At 75.0% G+C, this 23,218-nt stretch carries 6 protein-coding genes; all 6 read left to right on the plus strand.

All coding sequences use genetic code 11. The features are described 5' to 3' along the window. Positions 1 to 244 precede the first annotated feature (244 nt). From ABT299_RS05170 to ABT299_RS05195, 6 genes are read left to right on the plus strand one after another with little or no spacing between them, the layout of a single operon-like run. On the plus strand, positions 245 to 9,802 hold the full coding sequence (locus tag ABT299_RS05170) for an amino acid adenylation domain-containing protein (protein WP_500249825.1): 9,558 nt from the start codon (positions 245 to 247) through the stop codon (positions 9,800 to 9,802). Next, positions 9,799 to 17,601, plus strand: a complete 7,803-nt coding sequence (locus ABT299_RS05175; RefSeq protein ID WP_500249826.1) for an amino acid adenylation domain-containing protein — start codon at positions 9,799 to 9,801, stop codon at positions 17,599 to 17,601. The genes ABT299_RS05170 and ABT299_RS05175 overlap by 4 nt, the downstream gene beginning before the upstream one ends. Beyond that, complete coding sequence (locus ABT299_RS05180; protein ID WP_500249827.1) at positions 17,598 to 21,563, plus strand: amino acid adenylation domain-containing protein; 3,966 nt, start codon at positions 17,598 to 17,600, stop codon at positions 21,561 to 21,563. The genes ABT299_RS05175 and ABT299_RS05180 overlap by 4 nt, the downstream gene beginning before the upstream one ends. Next, on the plus strand, positions 21,560 to 21,769 hold the full coding sequence (locus ABT299_RS05185) for an MbtH family protein (protein WP_500249828.1): 210 nt from the start codon (positions 21,560 to 21,562) through the stop codon (positions 21,767 to 21,769). The genes ABT299_RS05180 and ABT299_RS05185 overlap by 4 nt, the downstream gene beginning before the upstream one ends. Beyond that, positions 21,762 to 22,409, plus strand: coding sequence for a GNAT family N-acetyltransferase (locus ABT299_RS05190; protein ID WP_433151794.1), 648 nt, complete (start codon positions 21,762 to 21,764; stop codon positions 22,407 to 22,409). Before ABT299_RS05185 ends, ABT299_RS05190 begins: the two co-directional genes overlap by 8 nt. After that, positions 22,406 to 23,137, plus strand: a complete 732-nt coding sequence (locus ABT299_RS05195; RefSeq protein ID WP_190866511.1) for an alpha/beta fold hydrolase — start codon at positions 22,406 to 22,408, stop codon at positions 23,135 to 23,137. Before ABT299_RS05190 ends, ABT299_RS05195 begins: the two co-directional genes overlap by 4 nt. Positions 23,138 to 23,218: the final 81 nt, after the last annotated feature.

Consider the following 23,218-nt stretch of genomic DNA (forward strand, 5'->3'; position numbering starts at 1 on the left):
GTCGCGGGGCGGGTCCCGGTCGAGGGCGGAAAGCGGCGGCGCTCTGTATTGGCGGGACCACGGGGCGTCGATCCCCGGGTCCGCGCGCCGCCGCCGCGTTCCCGGAAGGGACTCGGGTGAAAGGGGACGGGGAGCAGCCCGATCAGTTCTGTGGTCATTCTCTTTGAATTCCGCCCGCCGGCGCCTTCCTGACGCCGAAGCCTGGCACAAAGCAAACCCCCTTCGACCGGGAAAGCACCACTTGATGTCGTCCACCGAGTACGTTCCTCTATCGGCCGCTCAGCAGAGCGTCTGGTACGCGCAGCAGCTGGCGCCCGAAACGCCGATCCATATCGCGCAGTACATCGAGATCGAGGGCCCGCTCGACCACGAACTCTTCGACCGGGTGGCGCGGATCGGCGCGCACGAGGTGCTGGCGCTGCACGCCCGGTTCGCCGAGCGGGACGGCGCGGTGCGGCAGGTCCTCGACCCGGACGCGAGCGTCTCGATCCCGCTGGTGGACCTGTCCGTCGAGCCCGACCCGGACGCGGCGGCGCGGGCGTGGATGAAGGCGCGGATGGCGGAGCCGCTGCCGCTGGACGGCGACCGGCTGTTCGTCACCGCGATGCTGCGGCTGTCGCCCGTGCTGCACCGGTGGTTCATCCGCACCCACCACGCGATCCAGGACGGCCACAGCGGGCCGCTGATCATGCACCGGGCCGCCGAGGTGTACACCTCGCTGGCGAACGGCGGCGAGTACGTCCCGGCGGAGCTCGGCGACTACCGCCGCGTCCTCGCCGAGGAGGAGGAGTACCGGGCGTCGGAGCGGTTCGAGCGGGACCGCGCCTACTGGACGGAGCGGTTCGCCGACAAGCCCGTCGCGGTGAGCCTGGCCGACGACATGGCCGAGCCGACCGCCGACTTCATCAGCCGGGTCGAGGTCGTCCCGCCGGAGCAGTCCGCGGCGCTCGCGACGGGGGCGCGCCGGCTCCGCACCGCCACCCAGGGTCTCGCGATCGCGGCGACCGCCGCGTACGTGGCGCGGATGACCGGCACCGAGGACGTCATCCTCGGCCTCGCGGTCAGCGGCCGCACCACGCGGATCGCGCGGGAGACGCCGGCGATGCTGTCGACGATCCTGCCGCTGCGCGTCCAGGTCCGGCCGGACATGACGGTGGACGAGCTGGTCCGCGCGGCGACGCGGGCGAGCGCGCGGGCGCTGCGGCACCAGCGGTACCGCCGCGAGGACCTGCTGCGCGACCTGAAGCTGCTCGGCGAGCGGCGCCGGCTCTACGGCCCCGTCATCAACATCATGGCGTTCGACTACCGGCTCGACTTCGCCGGGCTGCCGGCGCGGATGCACGCCATCACGATCGGCCCGATCGACGACCTCGCGATCAACATCTACGACAACCTCGACGGCGCCGGGATCCGTGTCGACTTCGAGGCGCACCCCGACCTGTACACCGAGGAGCAGGTCGCCGCGCACCACGAGCGGTACGTCCGGTTCATGCGCGCGCTCGGCGAGGCGGACCCGTCGACGCCGCTGCGGGACGTGGAGCTGCTCGACGACGCGGAGCGCGACCTCGTCCTGCGGCGGTGGAACGACACGGCGCACCCGGTCGCGCCCGCCGTCGTGCCGGAGCTCGTCGAGGCCCAGGCGGCGCGGACCCCCGCGCGGACGGCCGTCGCCGCCGGCGACGTCCGCCTCTCCTACGCCGACCTCAACGCCCGCGCGAACCGGCTCGCCCGGCACCTCGTCGCGCGCGGCGTCGGCGCGGAGGACTTCGTCGCGCTGGCCCTCCCGCGCGACGAGGACCTCGTCGTCGCGGCGCTGGCCGTGCTGAAGGCGGGCGCCGCCTACCAGCCGATCGACCTCGCCTACCCGGCGGACCGTATCGCCTACATGCTGGACGACGCCGCGCCCGCCTGCGTCATCACGACCCGCTCCGCCGAGCTGCCCGGCGGCACGCCCCGCGTCGAGCTCGACGTCCTCGACCTCGGCGGCCTGCCGGGGGACGACCTCACCGACGCCGAGCGCGTCCGGCCGCTCCGCCCGGCCCACCCCGCCTACGTCATCTACACCTCGGGCTCGACGGGCCGCCCCAAGGGCGTCGTCATCTCGCACGCGAACGTGGTCGACTTCTGCGCCGAGTCGATGGTGAGCTACGGGCCCGAGCGGATGCGGCGCGTCCTGTTCTCCACGTCGCTGAACTTCGACGTGTCGCTGTTCGAGTGGCTGGTGCCGCTGACGGCCGGCGGCGAGATCGAGATCGTCCGCGACCTGCTGGAGGTCGCCGAGCGCGGCGGCTGGTCGGGCTCCCTGATCAGCGGCGTGCCGTCGGCGGTGTCGGTGCTGCTGGCGCGGAAGGACTTCCGGCTCGAGGTCGGGGACGTGGCGCTCGGCGGGGAGGCGCTCTCGCCGCGGCTGCTGCGCGACGTCCGGGCGCTGCTGCCGGACGCGCGGATCTCCAACATCTACGGGCCCACCGAGGCGACGGTCTTCGTGACGGGCTGGTTCGACGACGGCAACGCCTCGGGGATGGCGCCGATCGGCGGCCCGATGGCCAACACCCGCGCGTACGTGCTGGACGAGCGGCTGCGGCCCGTCCCGGTCGGCGTGCCCGGCGAGCTGTACGTGGCGGGCGACGGCCTCGCGCGCGGCTACCTGCGCCGCCCGGGGCTGACCGCCGACCGGTTCGTGGCCTGCCCGTTCGGCGGCCCCGGCGAGCGGATGTACCGGACGGGCGACCTCGTCCGCTGGAACCGCGACGGGAACATCGAGTACCTCGGCCGCCTCGACCACCAGGTGAAGGTCCGCGGCTTCCGGATCGAGCTGGGCGAGATCGAGGCGGCGCTGTCGGCGCATCCCGCGGTGACGCAGAGCGTCGTCGTCGCCCGCCGCGACGCCGCCGGCGACACCGTCCTGGTCGGCTACGTCGTCGGCCCCGACGCAAGGGCGGTGCCGGCGCAGGAGCTGCGCGGGTTCGTCGGCCGGACGCTGCCCGCGTACATGGTGCCGTCGGCGATCGTGGCGCTGGACGCGATGCCGCTCAACCCGAACGGGAAGCTGGACCGTGCCGCGCTGCCCGAGCCGGACCTCGCCGCGCCGGAGTCCGCGCGGGGCCCGCGCGACGCCCGCGAGGAGATCCTCGCCGGCATCTTCGCCGACGTCCTCGGGGTGGAGCGGGTCGGCGTCGACGACGGGTTCTTCGACCACGGCGGCGACTCGCTGAAGGCGACCCGCGTCGTCGCGCGGGCGCGCGCCGCGCTGAACGTCGAGCTGCCCGTCCGGGCGCTGTTCGAGACGCCGACCGTCGCCGGCCTCGCCGAGCGGATCGCCGCGTCCGGCGGCGAGGCGCGGCGGCCCGCGCTGCGGCCGGCGGAGCGGCCCGACCCGCTGCCGGTGTCGCACGCCCAGGAGCGGCTCTGGTTCCTCAACCGCCTCGAGGGCCTCACCGCGACCTACAACCTGCCGATCCCGCTGCGGCTGACCGGCGCGGTCGACGTCGCCGCGATGCGCGCCGCGCTCCGCGACGTCGTCGCCCGGCACGAGTCGCTGCGGACCGTCTTCGGCGACGCCGACGGCGAACCGGTCCAGATCATCCTGGACCCGGCCGACGCCGACCCGCCGCTGACGATCGGCGACGCCGACCCCGGCGACCTGTTCGGGGCGGTGTTCGCCGACGCCACCCGCGGCTTCGACCTGGCGTCCGACCTGCCCCTCCGGGCCCACCTGTACCGCCTCGGCACGGACGAGCATCTGCTGCTGCTCGTCCTGCACCACATTGCGGGCGACGGCTGGTCGATGGCGCCGCTGGCCCGCGACGTCGTCACCGCCTACCTGGCGCGCCGCGACGGGAAGGCGCCCGAGTGGGCGCCGCTGCCCGTCCAGTACGCCGACTACGCGCTCTGGCAGCGCGAGCTGCTCGGCTCCGAGGACGACCCGGACGGCCTCGCCGCCCGCCAGATCGCCTACTGGAAGGACGCCCTCGCCGGGCTGCCCGACCAGATCGCCCTCCCGCTGGACCGGCCGCGCCCCGACCGCGCCTCCTACCGGGGCGGGCGGGCCGCCTTCGAGGTCCCGGCGGAGCTGCACGAGGGGCTGCGCGCCGTCGCCCGCGACCACCAGGTCAGCGTGTTCATGGTGCTGCAGGCCGCGCTCGCCGCGCTGCTCACCCGGCTCGGCGCCGGCACCGACGTACCGATCGGCTCGCCGATCGCGGGCCGCACCGACCAGGCCCTCGACGACCTCGTCGGGGTGTTCGTCAACACCCTCGTGCTCCGCACCGACACCTCGGGCGACCCGTCGTTCGCGGAGCTGCTGGCGCGGGTCCGGGAGACCGACCTCGCCGCCTACGCGCACCAGGACGTCCCGTTCGAGCGGCTCGTCGAGGTCCTGAACCCGGTCCGGTCGCTGGCCCGGCACCCGCTGTTCCAGGTGATGCTGACCCTGCAGAACAACCCCGAGGCGTCCGTCGAGCTGCCCGGCCTGAACGTCGCGGTCGAGCCGGTGGACCCGGGCGTCGCGAAGTTCGACCTGGAGTTCCTGCTGGAGGGCGCCCCGGACGGCGGCCTCAGCGGCGTCCTGGAGTACGCGCGGGACCTGTTCGACGCGGGCACCGCCGAGCGGCTCGCCGGCTGGTACCTGCGCACCCTGGAACAGGTCGCCGCGACCCGCGCCGCCGTCACCGTGGACGGCCTCGACCTGCCCGGTGTCACCCTCGTCGAGGTCGCCGAACCGGCCGCGGGGCCGGTGGAGAAGCGCCTCGTCGCCTACGTCGTCGCCGCGCCCGGCGAGGCCGTCGACCCGGAGGAGCTGCGCGCGCACGTCCGCGCGAACCTGCCCGAGGCGATGGTCCCCGCCGCCGTCGTCGTGCTGGACGAGCTGCCGCTCACCCCGAACGGCAAGGTCGACACCAGGGCGCTGCCGAAGCCGGACCTCGCGCCCGCCGTCCCCGCCACCGCGTTCCGGGCCCCGTCGGGGGAGCGGGAGGAGGCCGTCGCGGCCGTCTTCGCCGACCTGCTCGGCCTCGACCGCGTCGGCGCCGACGACGACTTCTTCGCGCTCGGCGGCAACTCGCTGATCGCGATGCGGGTCGTCAGCCGTGTCCGGCGGACGCTGGACGCCGAGCTGCCCGTCCGCGCGCTGTTCGAGGCGCCGACCGTCGCCGGGCTCGCCGCGCTGCTGGACCGCCGGGACGCCGCGCCCGGACGTCCCGCGCTGGAGCCCCGGGAGCGGCCCGAGACCGTCCCGCCGTCGTACGCGCAGCAGCGGCAGTGGTTCCTCAACCGGTTCGAGGGACCGTCCGCGACCTACAACATGCCGATCGCGCTGCGCGTCCGCGGCCCGCTCGACGTGGGCGCGCTCCGCGCCGCCGTCGGCGACGTCGTCGGGCGGCACGAGACGCTCCGCACGATCCTGCCCGACAGCGGCGGCGTGCCGCGCCAGCAGGTGCTGGACCCGGCCGCGGCCCGGCCGGAGCTGGAGATCACCGAGACCGCCGAGGCCGAGCTGCCGGCGCGGCTGGCCATGGCGGCCGGCTACGCCTTCGACATCTCCGCGGAGCCGCCGCTGCGCACGCACCTGTTCCGGCTCGCGCCGGACGAGCACGTCGTGCTGCTGCTCCTGCAGCACGTCGGCGGCGACGGCTGGTCGATGGCGCCGCTGGCCCGCGACGTCCTCACCGCCTACGCGGCGCGCGTGGAGGGCCGGGCGCCGGACTGGGCGCCGCTGCCCGTCCAGTACGCCGACTACACGCTCTGGCAGCAGGAGCTGTTCGGGTCGGAGGACGATCCGGACAGCCTGATCTCCCGGCAGATCGCGTACTGGCGGGACGCGCTCGCCGGGCTCCCCGAGGAGCTCGGACTGCCGGCCGACCGGCCGCGTCCGGCGCAGGCGTCCTACCGCGGCGCGACGGCCCGGTTCCGGCTCGGCGCCGACGTGCACGCGGCGCTGCGGAGGCTCGCGCTCGACACCGGCGCCAGCCCGTTCATGGTCGCGCAGGCCGCGTTCGCGGCGCTGCTGACGCGGCTCGGCGCGGGCACGGACGTGCCGGTCGGGTCGCCGATCGCGGGTCGCACCGACGAGGCCCTGGACGACCTCGTCGGCATGTTCGTCAACATGCTGGTGTTCCGCACCGACACCTCCGGCGACCCGTCGTTCCGCGAGCTGGTCGCGCGGGTCAAGGAGACCGACCTCGCCGCCTACGCGCACCAGGACGTCCCGTTCGAGCGGCTCGTCGAGGTCCTCAACCCGCCGCGGCACCTCGCCCGGCACCCGCTGTTCCAGGTCGGGCTGACGTTCCAGAACAACCCGGAGGCGCGGCTGGAGCTGCCCGGCTTCACCGCCGAGGCGGAGCCGCTGCACGCCGGCGTGTCCCGGTTCGACCTGCTGATGGTCCTCACCGAGCGGGAGGACGGCCTCGACGGCGAGCTGGAGTACGCGCTCGACCTGTACGACCCGGCGACGGCGGAGCGGCTCGTCGCCCGCTTCGAGCGGTACCTGTCGGCGCTGCTCGCCGACCCGGACGCCCCCATCGGCGCCGCGGACGTCCTCGACCCGGCCGAGCGCGACCTGGTGCTCGGCGAATGGGCGGGCGGCAAGGCGCCGGAGGTGGAGCGGTCGACGATCCCGGCGCTGTTCGAGGCGCAGGCGGCGGCGCGTCCGGGGGCGGTGGCGGTGTCGTTCGAGGGCGTGTCGCTGACGTACGGGGAGGTGAACGCGCGGGCGAACCGGCTGGCGCGGCGCCTGGCCGAGCAGGGCGTCGGCCCGGAGCAGTTCGTCGCGCTGAAACTGCCGCGCTCGGCGGACCTGGTCGTGGCGATCCTCGCCGTGCTGAAGTCGGGCGCCGCCTACGTCCCGATGGACCCGGACTACCCCGAGGACCGCATCGCGTACATGGTCGAGGACGCCGCCCCCGTCCTGACCATCGGCCCGGACGATCTCGACGCGTCCGGCTACGACGACGCGAACCTCGGCGTGCCGGTCTCGCCGGACCACCCCGCGTACGTGATCTACACGTCGGGGTCGACCGGGCGTCCCAAGGGCGTCGTGGTCCCGCACCAGAACGTCGTCCGGCTGCTGCGCTCGACGGAGCACTGGTTCGATTTCGGCCCCGACGACGTGTGGACGCTGTTCCACTCCTACGCCTTCGACTTCACCGTCTGGGAGCTGTGGGGCTCGCTGCTCTACGGCGGCCGCCTGGTCGTCGTCCCGTACCTGACGTCGCGGTCGCCGGACGAGTTCCTGAAGCTGCTGGCCGACGAGCAGGTCACCGTCCTGAACCAGACGCCGTCGGCGTTCTACCAGCTCATGACCGCCGACAAGGCGAACCCGGGCGCGGATCTCGCGCTGCGGTACGTCGTGTTCGGCGGCGAGGCCCTCGAACTGGGCCGCCTGGAGGACTGGTACTCGCGGCACCCCGAGGACGCGCCGACCCTCGTGAACATGTACGGGATCACCGAGACCACGGTGCACGTCTCGTACATCGCCCTGGACCGCGCCTACGCCGCGACCGCGCCGGGCAGCGTCATCGGCGCCGGCATCCCGGACCTGCGCGTCTACGTCCTCGACGAGCGGCTCCAGCCCGTCCCGCCGGGCGTCGTCGGTGAGCTGTACGTCGCGGGCCCGGGGCTGGCGCGCGGCTACCTCAACCGTCCCGGCCTGAGCGCGGAGCGGTTCGTCGCCGACCCGCACGGCGCCCCCGGCACCCGCATGTACCGGACCGGCGACCTCGGGCGGTGGCTGAAGGACGGCCGCCTCGAATACCTGGGCCGCAGCGACCAGCAGGTGCAGCTCCGCGGCTTCCGCATCGAGCTGGGCGAGATCGAAGCGGCCCTGGCCCGGCACGACGCCGTGTCGGACGCCGCCGTCGTCGTCCGCGACGACCGCCTCGTCGCCTACGTCGTCGCCTCGGCGCCCGTCGACCCCGCCGAGCTGCGCAAGTTCGCAAGCGGCGACCTGCCCGACCACATGGTCCCGGCCGTGGTCGTGGAGCTGGACGCGCTGCCGCTGACCGTCAACGGCAAGCTCGACCGCGCGGCGCTGCCCGCGCCCGACTTCGCCGCGAAGGCGTCCTCTCGTGCGCCCCGCACGCCGGAGGAGGAGACCCTCGCCGGTCTGTTCCGGGAGGTCCTCACCCTGGACCGGGTCGGGATCGACGACGGGTTCTTCGACCTCGGCGGCGACTCGATCATCGCGATCCAGCTCGTGTCGCGGGCCCGGCAGTCCGGCCTGGTCATCACGCCCCGCGACGTGTTCCAGCACCAGACCGTCGAGGAGCTCGCCGCGGTCGCGCGGCCGGTCGGCGAGGACGAGCGCGTCGAGGCCGAGGCGCCCGGCGCGGGCGTCGGACCGGTCCCGGTCACCCCGATCGTCGCGTGGCTCCGCGACCGGGTCGGCGGCGACGCGTCCCTGATCAGGGGCTTCCACCAGTCGATGCTGCTGCGCACCCCGCCCGCGCTCGGCGCGGAGGGCCTCACGGCCGCGTTCCAGACCGTCCTGGACCACCACGACGTCCTCCGGCTCCGCCTCGACGCCGACGGCGACCGGTGGCAGCCGGTCGTCCGGCAGGCCGGCGCCGTGGACGCCGCCGCCCTCGTCACCCGGGTGGACGTCGCGGGCCTCGACGCCGACAAGCTCGCCGTGGTCATCGCCGAGCAGGCCGCCGCCGCCCGCGACCGCCTCGACCCCGAGGCCGGGACGACGGCGCAGCTCGTCTGGTTCGACGCGGGCCGCGAGCAGGGCCGCCTCCTCGTCGTCCTGCACCACCTCGTCGTGGACGGCGTCACCTGGCGGATCCTGCTGCCCGACCTCGTCACCGCCTGGGCGGGCGGGACCCTCGACCCCGTCCCGACCTCGTTCCGCCGGTGGGCGCAGCGGCTCACCGCCACCGCCGCCGACCGCGAGGACGAGCTGGAGGACTGGCTCGACATCGTGGACGGCCCGCCCCAGCGGCTCGCCCCGCGCGCCCTCGACCCGCGCGTGGACATCGCAGCCCGCGCCCGGTCGCTGACCGTGGAGCTGCCCGCCGACGTCACCGGGCCGCTGCTCACCGACGTGCCCGCCGCGTTCCACGGCCGCGCCAACGACGTCCTGCTCACCGGCCTCGCCCTCGCCGTCGCGCAGTGGCGCCGCCGGCACGGCGCCGGCCGCGGCACGGACGTGCTCGTCGACCTGGAGGGCCACGGCCGCGAGGACGTCGTGCCGGGCGTGGACCTGTCCCGCACCGCCGGCTGGTTCACCTCCATCCACCCCGTCCGGCTCGACGCCGGCGCCGCCGACTGGGCCGCGGTCCGCGACGGCGGCGCCGCCGTCGGCACCGCGATCAAGAAGGTGAAGGAGCAGCTCCGCGCCGTCCCGGACGGCGGCATCGGGTACGGGCTGCTGCGCTACGGCGGCGGCGACGCCGCCGAGGAGCTCGCCGAACCGCCCGCCGCGCCGATCGCGTTCAACTACCTCGGCCGCGTCGCGCCCGGCGACGGGGACGGCGACTGGACGATCGCGCCCGAGGAGACGCCCGCGGGCGAGGACCCGCGGATGCCGGTCGCGCACGTCCTGGAGATCAACGCGATCACCCGGGACGTGCCCGGCGGCCCGTTGCTGTCGGCGACGTGGACGTGGCCCGGCGGGCTGCTGGAGCAGGCCGCCGTCCGGGAGCTGGCCGACGGCTGGTTCACCGCGCTGCGCGGCCTCGTCGCGCACGTCGCCGCCGCCGGCGACGCCGCCCCCGCCGGCGGGTTCACCCCGTCCGACCTGCTCGTGGACCTGGACCAGAGCGAGATCGACAAGCTGCAGAACGCGTGGAGGGGCCAGTCGTGAACCGGGGGGACCTCGAGGACATCCTGCCGCTGTCTCCCTTGCAGCAGGGGTTCTTCTTCCACGCGCTGTTCGACGCCGAGGGCGGCGAGGGCGGCGAGGGCGGCGACGGCGACGGCGCGGACGGCAGGGACGTCTACACCGCGCAGATCGTGCTCGACCTCGAAGGGCCGGTGGACGCCGGGGCGCTGCGGACGGCCGCCGAGACGCTGCTGCGCCGGCACTCCAACCTGCGCGCCGCGTTCTGGCACGAGGACCTGTCGCGGCCCGTGCAGGTCGTGCCGCGCACCGTCGAGCTGCCGTGGGAGGAGACCGAGGCGGCGGACGCCGCCGAGGCCGACGCGATCGTGGCGCGGGAGCGGGCGCGCGGCTTCGACATGACCGCGCCGCCGCTGCTGCGGTTCGTGCTGGTCCGGACGGGCCCGGAGCGGTACCGGCTGATCTTCACCAACCACCACATCCTGCTGGACGGCTGGTCCACGCCGATCCTGGCGACCGAGCTGTTCATGCTGTACGTGCAGGGCGGCCACGACGCCGGGTTCCCGCGCGTCACCCCGTACAAGAACTACCTGGCGTGGCTGGCGAAGCAGGACCGCGCCGCCGCCGAGGAGGCGTGGCGCCGCGCCCTCGACGGGGTGGAGGAGCCGAGCCTCGTCGCGCCGGAGGCCGCCGCACGCGCGCCGCGCCCGCCGGAGCGCACCGCCGCCGAGCTGGACGAGCGCACCACCCGCCGGCTGTCCCGGGCCGCCCGCCGGCACGGCGTCACGCTCAGCACCGTGCTGCAGGGCGCGTGGGGCCTGGTCCTCGGCCGGTTCCTCGGCAGCGAGGACGTGGTGTTCGGCGCGACCGTGTCAGGCCGCCCGCCGGAGCTGCCCGGCATCGAGCAGATGATCGGCCTGTTCATCAACACGCTGCCGATCCGCGTCCGGCACCGCCCGGACGAGCCGCTCGCCGCGCTGATGGAGCGGCTCCAGGAGGAGCAGACCGCGCTGCTGGCGCACCACCATCTCGGCCTCACCGACATCCAGCGGGTCGCGGGCCACGGCGGCGCGCTGTTCGACACGATGACGGTGCTGGAGAACTACCCGTTCGACCCGGCCATGCTGGACGGCTCGCTGAACGGGGTCCGCATCGCCGCCGCCGACTCCTACGACGCGACGCACTTCCCGCTGTCGTTCGTCGCGGTACCGGACGACCGGCTGTCGCTGCGCCTGCACTACCGGCCCGACGTGTTCGAGCGGGAGGTCGTCGAGGCGCTGCTGGCCCGCGTCCGCCGCTTCCTGGAGGCGTTCGCGGAGGACTCGTCCCAGCTCATCGGCGCGGTCCCGCTGGCGAGCGAGGACGAGCGCGCCGCCCTGGCGCGCTGGAACGACACCGCCGCCGACGTCCCGTCCGGCACGCTGCCGGCGCTGTTCGAGGCGCAGGCGGCGCGCACCCCTGGCGAGACCGCCCTCGTGTGCGGCGACACGTCCCTCACCTACGCCGAGCTGAACGGGCGCGCCAACCGGCTCGCGCACGAGCTGATCGCGCGGGGGATCGGCGCCGAGGACCGCGTCGCGATCGTCCTGCCGCGCACGCCCGAGATCGTCGTGGCGATCCTCGGCGTGCTGAAGGCGGGCGCCGCGTACGTGCCGGTCGATCCCGAGTACCCGGCGGACCGCATCGCGTACATGCTGGACGACTGCCGCCCCGCGCTCACCCTCACCGCCGAGGACCTGCCGCTGGGCGGAAGCGGGCCCGAGCACGACCCCGGCGACCCCGGCGACCCCGCCGACGCCGACCGGGTCCGGCCGCTGCGGGCGGGCAACGCCGCCTACGTCATCTACACGTCCGGATCGACGGGGCGCCCCAAGGGCGTGACGATCCCGCACACCGGCGTCCTGAACTACTTCGAGGCGCACCGGGACGCGTTCATCGACCCGGCGATCGCGGCGGCCGGCGGGCGCCGGATGCGGTTCGCGCACCTCGCGTCGTTCTCGTTCGACACGTCCTGGCACGGGCTGCTGTGGATGATGCACGGCCACGAGCTGCACCTCATCGACGACGCGACGCGCCGGGACGTCGAGGCGTACACCGCGTACGTGGCGCGCGCGCGGATCGACCTGGTCAACACCACGCCGTCGCACTTCGCCTCGCTCCGCGAGGCGGGCCTGCTCGACGATGACGGCCGCCACCTGCCCTCGCACCTGCTGCTCGGCGGCGAGGCCGTCGGCGACGCGCTCTGGAACGAGCTGCGCGGGGTCCCCGGCCTGACGACGCGGAACCTCTACGGCCCGACCGAGTCGACCATCGACACGATGAACCAGGTCGTCGCGCGGTCCGAGCGGGTCTCCATCGGCGGGCCGCACCGCAACACGCGCGCCTACGTGCTGGACGCGGCGCTCCAGCCCGCGCCCGCGGGCGTTCCCGGCGAGCTGTACCTCGCGGGTGCGCAGCTCGCGCGCGGCTACCTCGGGCGGCCGGGGCTGTCCGCCGAGCGGTTCGTCGCCGACCCGTTCGGCGCGCCGGGCGACCGCATGTACCGGACCGGCGACCTCGCCCGCTGGCTCCCCGGCGGCACCATCGAGTACCTGGGCCGCGCCGACGACCAGGTCAAGATCCGCGGGTTCCGGGTCGAGCCGGGGGAGATCGAGGCCGTCGTCGCCGGGTTCGACGGGGTCGCACAAGCCGCCGTGGTCGTCCGCGAGGACCGGCCCGGCGACCGGCGGCTCGCCGCCTACGTGGTGCCCGCCGACCGGGCGGCGGGCCTGGACGCCGCCGCGCTGCGGCGGTCCGCGGCCGAGCGGCTGCCCGACTACATGGTCCCGGCGTTCACCGTGCTGGACGCGCTGCCGCTGACCGTGAACGGGAAGCTGGACCGGTCCGCGCTGCCCGCGCCCGACACCGGCGCGCCGGTGAGCCGCGCGCCGCGCTCCCCGCAGGAGGAGATCCTCTGCGGGCTGTTCGCGGAGATCCTCGGCGTCCCGCGGGTCGGCGTCGACGACGGGTTCTTCGACCTCGGCGGCGACTCGCTCACCGCGACCCGCCTCGTCGGCCGGATCCGGACCGCGCTGCGCGCCGAGCTGCCCGTCCGGGCGCTGTTCGAGGCCCCGACGGTCGCGGGCCTCGCCGAGCGGCTCGCCGGGGCCGGCGGGGACGTGCGGCCGCCGCTGCGCCGCGCCGAGCGCCCCGAGGTCGTGCCGCTGTCGTACGCGCAGCAGCGGCTCTGGTTCCTCAACCGGTTCGAGGGCGCGTCCGCGACGTTCAACATGCCGGTCGCGCTGCGGCTGGAGGGCGCCCTCGACCTGGACGCGCTGCGCGCCGCGCTCGCCGACGTCGTCGAGCGGCACGAGTCGCTGCGGACGATCTTCCCGGACGGGTCGGGCAGCGCCCGCCAGCTCGTCCTGGACCCGGCCGCCGCCCGGCCGCGCCTCGACGTCGCCCCCGTCGCCGAGGCGGCGCTGCCGGCGGCGCTCGCCGCCGAGGTCGGGCGGGGCTTCGACCTGTCGGTGGAGCCGCCGCTGCGGGCCCGGCTGTTCGCCCTCGACGGTGACACGCACGACGGTGACACGCACGACGGCGGCGCGCACGTCCTGGTGCTGGTGCTGCACCACATCGCGGCGGACGGCTGGTCGATGGCGCCGCTGGCCCGCGACGTGGTCCTCGCCTACGCGGCGCGCGCGGAGGGCCGGGCGCCGCAGTGGGCGCCGCTGCCCGTCCAGTACGCCGACTACACGCTCTGGCAGCGCGAGCTGTTCGGGTCCGAGGACGACCCGGACAGCCTGATCTCCCGGCAGATCGCGTACTGGCGGGACGCGCTGGCGGGACTGCCGGAGGAGCTGCGGCTGCCCACCGACCGGCCGCGCCCGCCGGAGGCGTCCTACCGGGGCGGCACGCACGCCTTCGAGCTGGACGCCGAGCTGCACGCGGGCCTGCTGCGGCTCGCCCGGGAGAGCGGCGCGAGCCTGTTCATGGTCATGCAGGCCGCGTTCGCCGCGCTGCTGACCCGGCTCGGCGCGGGCACCGACGTCCCGATCGGGTCGCCGATCGCGGGCCGCACCGACGAGGCCCTGGACGACCTCGTCGGCATGTTCGTCAACATGCTCGTCCTGCGCACCGACACCTCCGGCGACCCGTCGTTCCGCGAGCTGGTCGCGCGGGTGAAGGAGACCGACCTCGCCGCCTACGGCCACCAGGACCTGCCGTTCGAGCGGCTCGTCGAGGTGCTGAACCCGGCGCGGTCGATGGCCCGTCACCCGCTGTTCCAGGTCGCCCTGTCGTTCCAGAACAACCCCGAGGCGCGCCTGGAGATGGACGGCCTCACCGGCGGGGCGGAGCCGCTCACCGCCGGGACGGCGAAGTACGACCTGTCCCTCTACCTGGAGGAGCGGCACGGCGGCGACGGCGCGCCGGACGGGATCGAGGCCGGTCTCGAATACGCCCTCGACCTGTTCGACCCGGCGACCGCCGCCGCGATCGCCGGACGGTTCGAGCGGCTCGTCCGCGACCTCGTCGCCGACCCGGACGCCCCCATCGGCACCGCCGAGATCCTGGAACGCGCCGAACGCCGCACCATCCTGCGCAAGTGGGCGGGCGGCAAGGCGCCGGAGGTGGAGCGGTCGACGATCCCGGCGCTGTTCGAGGCGCAGGCGGCGGCGCGTCCGGGGGCGGTGGCGGTGTCGTTCGAGGGCGTGTCGCTGACGTACGGGGAGGTGAACGCGCGGGCGAACCGGCTGGCGCGGCGCCTGGCCGAGCAGGGCGTCGGCCCGGAGCAGTTCGTCGCGCTGGCGCTGCCGCGCTCCGCTGATCTCGTCGTCGCGATCCTCGCGGTCCTGAAGGCCGGGGCGGCGTACGTTCCGATCGACCCCGACTACCCCGAGGACCGCATCGCGTACATGGTCGAGGACGCCGCCCCCGTCCTGACCCTGCGTCCCGGCGACCTGGACGCGTCCGGCTACGACGACGCGAACCTAGGCGTTGCGGTCTCGCCCGACCATCCCGCGTACGTGATCTACACGTCGGGGTCGACCGGGCGTCCCAAGGGCGTCGTGGTCCCGCACCAGAACGTCGTCCGGCTGCTGCGCTCCACCGAAGAGTGGTTCCACTTCGGCCCGGACGACGTCTGGACCCTGTTCCACTCCTACGCGTTCGACTTCTCGGTGTGGGAGCTGTGGGGGCCGCTGCTGCACGGCGGCCGTCTCGTGGTGGTCCCGTACCTGACGTCGCGGTCGCCGGACGAGTTCCTGAAGCTGCTGGCCGACGAGCGGGTCACCGTCCTGAACCAGACGCCGTCGGCGTTCTACCAGCTCATGGCCGCCGACAAGGCGAACCCGGGCGCGGATCTCGCGCTGCGGTACGTCGTGTTCGGCGGCGAGGCCCTCGACCTCGGACGCCTCGAAGACTGGTACTCCCGCCACGCCGAGGACGCGCCGACCCTCGTCAACATGTACGGGATCACCGAGACGACCGTCCACGTCTCGTACCTCGCGCTCGACCGGGTCTCCGCGGCCACCGCGCCGGGCAGCGTCATCGGTACCGGCATCCCGGACCTGCGCGTCTACGTGCTCGACGCGCGGCTCCAGCCCGTCCCGCCGAACGTGGTGGGGGAGATGTACGTCGCGGGCCCGGGGTTGGCGCGCGGCTACCTCAACCGCCCCGGCCTGACCGCCGAGCGGTTCGTCGCCGACCCCCACGGCAAGCCGGGCACCCGCATGTACCGGACCGGCGACCTCGGCCGCCGGCGCGCCGACGGCACGCTCGAATACCTCGGCCGCGCCGACCAGCAGGTGCAGCTGCGCGGCTTCCGGATCGAGCTGGGCGAGGTCCAGTCCGCGCTGACCCGGCACGACGCCGTGGCGGACGCGGCCGTCGTCGTCCGCGACGACCGCCTGATCGGCTACGTCGTGACCACCGGCGAGACCGACCCGGCGGAGCTGCGCGCGTTCGCGGGCCGGAGCCTGCCCGACTACATGGTCCCGGCCGCCGTGGTGGTGCTCGACGCGCTGCCGCTCACCACGAACGGCAAGCTCGACCGCGCGGCGCTGCCCGCGCCCGACTTCGCCGCCAAGGCGTCGTCGCGCGCGCCGCGCACGCCCGAGGAGGAGACGCTCGCCGGGCTGTTCGCCGAGGTGTTGAACCTGGAGCGGGTCGGGATCGACGACGGGTTCTTCGACCTCGGCGGCGACTCGATCATCGCGATCCAGCTCGTGTCGCGCGCCCGGCAGTCCGGCCTGGTCATCACGCCCCGCGAGGTGTTCCAGCACCAGACCGTCGAGGAGCTGGCGGCGGCGTCGCGCCCCGTCGGCGAGGGCGAGCGGATCGAGGCGGAGGCGCCCGGCGCGGGCGTCGGCCAGGTCCCTGCCACCCCGATCATGCGCTGGTTCCAGGAGCTGGACGGCCCGACCACCGGCTACAGCCAGCGGATGCTGCTGCAGGTCCCGCCCGGCCTCGGCGCCGGGGAACTGGCGGCGGCCCTCCAGACCCTCGTCGACCACCACGACATGCTGCGGCTCCGCGTGCGGGACGGCGAGTTCGAGGTCGCCGAGCCCGGCGCGGTCGACGCGGCGCCGCTGGTCCATCGCGTCGACGTCACCGGCCTTGACGGCGGCGCGCTGCGCGCCGTCCTCGCCGAGCAGGCCCGCGCCGCCCGCGACCGCCTCGACCCCGGGGCCGGGACGGTGGCGCAGCTCGTCTGGTTCGACGCCGGCCCCGGCGCGTCCGGCCGCCTGCTGCTGACCCTGCACCACCTCGTCGTCGACGGCGTGTCCTGGCGGATCCTGCTGCCCGACCTCGTCACCGCCTGGGCGGGCGGGACCCTCGACCCGGTCCCGACCTCGTTCCGCCGCTGGGCGCAGCGCCTGGTCGCGGAGGCGTCCGACCCGTCCCGCACCGCCGAGCTGGCGCTGTGGGAGGACGTCCTCGCCACCCCCGACCCCGCCCTCGGCGCCCGCCCCCTGGACCCGAAGGCCGACACGTTCGGGACGGCCCGGCACCTCACCCTCCACCTGCCCGCCGACGTCACCGGGCCGCTGCTCACCGACGTCCCGGCCGCGTTCCACGGCCGCGCCAACGACGTCCTGCTCACCGGCCTCGCCCTCGCCGTCGCCGAATGGCGCCGCGACCGGGGCGTGTGCGACGACACCGCCGTCCTCATCGACCTGGAGGGCCACGGCCGCGAGGAGATCGTGCCGGGCGTCGACCTGTCCCGCACCGCCGGCTGGTTCACCGCGATCCACCCCGTCCGGCTCGACGCCGGCTGGGTCGAGCCCGGCGACGTCCGCGAGGGCGGGCAGGCCGTCGGCACCGCGCTGAAGCGGGTCAAGGAGCAGCTGCGGGAGATCCCCGACAACGGGATCGGGTACGGGCTGCTGCGCCACCTCAACCCGGCCGCCGCGCGGCGGCTCGGCGGCCGCCCGCACCCGCAGATCGCCTTCAACTACCTCGGCCGGTCCGCGGTGCCCGAGGCCACCGACTGGGGGCCCGCCGGGCAGGCCGACGCCGAGGCGCTCGGCGGCGGGCAGGACGACGCGCTCGGCCTCGTCCACGCCGTCGAGGTCAACGCCCACACCCGCGACCTTCCGGACGGCCCCGAGCTCAGCGCCACCTGGACCTACGCGGGCGGCCTGTTCGACGAGCACGCCGTCCGCGACCTCGCCGAACGCTGGTTCGCGGCGCTGCGCGGCCTCGTCGCGCACGTCGTGGACGCGCCCGCCGACGAGCCCGTGGGCGGCTTCACCCCCTCCGACCTGTCGCTGGTCGACGTCAGCCAGGACGAGATCGACGAGCTCGCCGCCGAACTCGACGGTGAATGGGAGCTGGATTGAGCAAGTCGCAGCTTGAGGACATCCTCCCGCTGTCCCCGTTGCAGCAGGGCCTGTTCTTCCACGCCCTGTACGACTCGGGGCACGACGTCTACACCGCGCAGATCGTGTTCGACCTGCGCGGCCCCCTCGACGTGGCCGCCCTGCGCGCCGCCGCCGCGACCCTGCTGCGCCGGCACGCGAACCTGCGCGCCGGGTTCCGGCAGCGCAAGGAGGGCTCGCCCGTCCAGGTCGTGCACCGCGCCGTCCGGCTGCCGTGGGAGGACGCCGACCTGACCGGCCTGCCCGAGGCCGAGCGGGACGCGCGGGCGCGGGAGCTGGCCGAGGCCGAGCGGGCCCGCCCGTTCGACATGACCCGGCCGCCGCTGCTGCGCTTCCTGCTGATCCGGCTGGCGGACGGCCTGCACCGGATGGTGTTCACCAACCACCACATCCTGCTGGACGGCTGGTCCACGCCCGTCCTGCAGACCGAGCTGTTCGCGCTGTACCTCGCCAAGGGCGACGACACCGGCATGCCGCGCGTCACCCCGTACAAGAACTACCTCGCGTGGATCGCGGGGCAGGACCGCGCCGCCGCCGAGGACGCCTGGCGACGCGCCCTCGACGGCGTCGACGGGCCGACCCTCGTCGCGCCCGGTGCCGGCGAGCCCGGTGTCGCCGAGCCCGGCCGCGTCCGGATCCGGCTCACCGAGGACCTCACCGCCGCGCTGTCCGCGCGCGCCCGCGCCCAGGGCGTCACCCTCAACACCGTGCTCCAGCTCGGCTGGGGCGTCCTGCTCGGCCGCCTCACCGGCGCGACGGACGTGGTGTTCGGCGCCGCCGTGTCCGGGCGCCCGCCCGAGCTGCCCGGCGTCGAGCAGATGATCGGCCTGTTCATCAACACGCTGCCGATCCGCGTCCGGGTCCGCCCCGCCGACACCGTCGCCGCCGCCCTCGCCCGCCTGCAGGACGAGCAGGCCGCGCTGATGCAGCACCACCACCTCGGCCTGTCGGACGTGCAGCGGCTCGCCGGGACCGGGCCGCTGTTCGACACGATGACCGTCCTGGAGAACTACCCGTTCGACCCCGACGCCGCCGGCGCCGACCTCGGCGGCCTCACCCTCCACAACGTCGACGGCCACGACGCCACCCACTACCCGCTGACCCTCGCCGCCGTCCCGGGCCCGGGAGGTCGGTCGGGGTCGGTTGGTCGGGGCGGACAGAGCCTGTCGCTGCGGCTGGACTTCCGCACGGACCTGTTCACCGAGGACGGGGCGCAGCGGCTGATGCGGCGGTTCGTGCGGATCCTGGAGTCCGTCGCGCACCGCCCCGGCCTGCCGCTCGGCCGCATCGACGTGCTGGAGGACGACGAACGCGACCTCGTGCTGCGCGCCTGGCAGGGAGCCGGCACGCAGCGGCGGGCCGGCACGCTGACCGGCCGCTTCGCCGAGCAGCTCGCGCAGACCCCGGACGCCGAGGCCGTCGTCGCGGGCGGGGAGACGATCACCTACGCGGAGCTGGACGAGCGCGCGAACCGGCTGGCGCACCGCCTCGCCGGGCTCGGCGTCCGCCGCGAGACGCCCGTCGCGGTTCTGGTGGAGCGGTCGGCGGCCGGCGTCGTGGCGTCCCTGGCCGTGCTCAAGGCGGGCGGCGCCTACGCGCCGATCCACCACGCCTACCCGCCCGAGCGGACGGCGTGGGCCATCGCCGAGGTCGACGCGCCCGTCCTGCTCGTCGACACCGCCATGCGCGGCCGCGTCGACCGCCTCGACACCTCCGCGCACGTCGTCGTCGTGGACGACGACCCGGAGACCGGCGCGCAGCCCGCCATCGCCCCGGACGTCCCGTGCCATCCCGAGCAGCTCGCCTGCGTGCTGTTCACCTCCGGCTCGACCGGCGTGCCGAAGGGCGTCATGCTCCGCCACCGCGACGCGGTGAGCCTCGCCACCGACGGGGAGCTGCGCGGCGGCGCCCACGACCGCGTGCTCTTCCACTCCCCGCACGCCTTCGACGCGCACATCTACGAGATCTGGACGCCGCTGCTGCACGGCGGCGCCACCGTCGTCGCGCCGCCCGGCCACCTCACCGGCGAGTCCGTCGAGGAGCTGGTCCGCGCGCACGGCCTCACCGGCCTGTTCCTCACCACGACGCTGTTCAACCTGATCGCCGACGAGCGGCCTCAGGCGTTCGCCGGGCTCCGCGAGGTGCTCACCGGCGGCGAGTCCGGCTCGATGGCCGCGGTCCGCCGGGTCCTCGCCGCCTGCCCGGACACCGAGGTCGGCAACGTCTACGGCCCCACCGAGGCGACCACCTACACCACCATCGACCGGCAGCGGCCCCGGCTGCTCGCCGCCCCCGGCGAGACGTCCGCGCTGCTCGGGCACCCCATGGACGACCGGCGGACGTACGTCCTCGACCCGGCGCTGCGGCCCGTCCCGCCCGGCGTCGTCGGCGAGGCCTACATCGCGGGGCCGGGCGTCGGCCGCGGCTACCTGCGGCGCGCGTCCCTGACGGGGGAGCGGTTCGTCCCCGACCCGTTCGGGCCGCCCGGGTCCCGCATGTACCGGACGGGCGACCTCGTCCGGCACCGCCCCGACGGCGCCCTCGAATACGTCGACCGCGCCGACCAGCAGGTGAAGGTCCGCGGGTTCCGGATCGAGCTGGGCGAGATCGAGGCCGCGCTCACCGCGCACCCGGACGTCGCGAACGCCGCCGTCGTCGCCCGCCAGGACGCCCCGGGCGCCAAGACCATCGTCGCGTACGTCATCGCGCCCGGGACCGACGGGCTCAAGGAGTTCCTCGCGGCGCGGCTGCCGGAGTACATGGTGCCCGCCGCGTTCGTCCGGCTCGACACCTTCCCCGTCGGCCCGAACGGCAAGCTCGACCGGCGGGCCCTGCCCGCGCCCGACTACGCCGAGGCCGCCGCCGGGCGTGACCCCGCCACCCCCGATGAGGAGGCGCTCTGCGGGATCGTCGCGGACGTCCTCGGCCTCGACCGGGTCGGCGCCGACGTCAGTTTCTTCGACCTCGGCGGCGACAGCATCGCCGCGCTGAAGCTCGTCACCCGCGCCCGCCAGGCCGGGATCGAGCTGACGCCCCGCGACGTGTTCACCCACCAGACCGTCGAGGCGCTGCTGCGCGCCGGGGAGCCCGAGGACCGGCTCGGCTTCGAGATGCTCCTGCCGATCCGCACCACCGGGACCCGGCCGCCGGTCTTCTTCGTCCACCCCGCAGGCGGCCTCGCCTGGAGCTACCTGCAGTTCCAGCGCCACCTCGGCCCCGACCAGCCGATCTACGGCCTCCAGGGCAGCGCGTTCACCCGCGAGGACCTGCCCGGCTCGGTCGAGGAGATGGCGCGGGACTACATCGAGCGGATCCGCGCCGTCCGGCCGTCCGGCCCCTACCACCTCGTGGGCTGGTCGCTCGGCGGCCTCATCGCCTACGAGATGGCCGTCCGGCTCCAGGAGGCCGGGGAGCGCGTCGGGCTGCTCGGGCTCATCGACGCCTACCACACCCAGGACCTGGAGGCGGAGAAGCGGGAGATCCTCCCCGAGCTGCTGGAGTCGATCGGGATCGACGCGCGGATGGTCGCCGGCGACGGCAATCCCGACATGGCCCAGATCATGGCCGTGCTCGCCGAACGCGACGACGCCCTCGCCACCCTCCAGGAGGACGACCTCGTCAACGTCTACCGCAACTACGAGAACGGCCTGCGCCAGGCCGAGCGGTACCGGCCCGGCCGGTACCGCGGCGACGTCGTCTTCTTCACCGCCCTGCGGGGCCGCACCGCGGACTCGCCGACCGGGCCGTCCAACTGGGGGCCGCTCGTCGAGGGGCAGATCGAGGACTACCCCCTGGACGTCGAGCACCACTTCCTGCTGGAGCCGGGCCCGGCCGCCGAGATGGGCGCCGTGCTCGCCGCGAAACTCGACAAACTGCACGTCAACGACCAGACACCTGGGAACACTGGAAAGGGACTCCGATGACGAACCCCTTCGAGGACGCCGACGGCACGTACGTCGTCCTCGTCAACGACGAGGGCCAGCACTCGCTGTGGCCGTCGTTCGCCGAGGTCCCCGACGGATGGACGGTCGCCAAGGTCGAGGACACCCGGCAGGCCTGCCTGGAGTACATCGAGGAGAACTGGACCGACATGCGGCCGAAGAGCCTCATCGAGGCCATGGGTGAGTGACCCGGCGGCGGGGCGCGCCCTGGAGATCCCCGCGGTCACCGAGTGGGCGATGGAGATGCTCGACGCCGCCGACCTGCGGCCCGCGCCGCTGCCCGGCGTCGAGATGACCTTCACCCTGGCCGGGGTGCCGTCCGCGGACGTCAACCGGGCCCTGTACGCGATGGTCGGCGCCCGCGTCTGCTGGACGGACCGCTTCCCCTGGACGCACGCCGACTGGCGGGCCTGGGTGGAGCGCCCCGAGCTGTCCACCTGGCTCGCGATGGCCGAGGGGACGATCGCCGGGTTCTTCGAGCTGGAGGCCCAGCCCGGCGGCGACACCGAGATCCACCTCGTCGGGCTGACCCCGGCGTTCGTCGGCCGCGGCTACGGCGGCCACCTCGTCGAGCAGTGCACCCGGCGGGCGTGGCAGCGCGGCGAGCTGTGGGCCGCCGGCAGCGGTCCCGCCTCGCGGGTGTGGCTGCGCACCAGTACGCTCGATCATCCGAACGCGATGGCCAACTACCGGCGCCGCGGCTTCAAGGTGGCGGCGGAGACGACCGCGGCCAAGCTGGTCCCGGACCCGCGGGTCGCGCCGTGGCCGCTGCCGCACGACCCGCGCGCGGCGTCCCGCCGGTACCAGGAGGAGGAGCTGATCACGTGAGCTGGTTCCGCTGCCCGGAGACCCGGCCGTGGGCGTCGATGCGGCTGTTCTGCCTGCCGCACGCGGGCGGGTCCGCGGTGTTCTACCGGCCTTGGGCGAAGGCGGTCAGCCCGGCCGTCGAGGTGCAGGCCGTCCAGTACCCGGGCCGCGCCGACCGGCTGGCGGACGCGTTCGTCACCGACGCGCACCAGCTCGCCCGGCTCGTCGCCGGGGCGATGGCGCCGCTGATGGACCGGCCGGCGGCGCTGTTCGGGCACAGCATGGGCGCCGTGCTGGCCTACGAGGTGGCGCGGCTGCTCCAGGAGCGGGGCACCCCGCCGGTGCACGTCTTCGCCTCCGGCGCCCGGCCCCCGCACGACCGGGGCGGCGAGCGCGTGGCGGACCGGGACGACGACGGCGTGGTCGAGGCGATGGCGGAGCTCGGCGGCACCGACACCGAGGCGCTGCGGGACCCGGAGCTGCGCGAGCTGGTCCTGCCGTACGTGCGCAACGACTTCGCGCTGATCGAGTCCTACGAGCACCGGGAGGGGACGCGGCTGGCCGTCCCGGTCACCGCGATCATCGGGGACGCCGACCCGCACGTCACCGAGGCGCAGGCCAAGGGGTGGGGAACGCTCACCGACGGCCGCTTCACGCTGACGGTGCTGCGGGGCGGCCACTTCTACCTGGCCGACCAGCAGCCGGGCGTCATCAAGGAGATCCACCGCACGCTGGAGGTCCCCGCCTGACGCGGCAGGGCGGCGGACCGGTGCTCGGGATTCCCGAGCCCCGGCCCGCCGCCCACCCGGCGTCGCGGTGAACGCGGCTAC

This window comes from Spirillospora sp. NPDC000708, assembly GCF_040299565.1.
Lineage (GTDB): Bacteria > Actinomycetota > Actinomycetes > Streptosporangiales > Streptosporangiaceae > Spirillospora.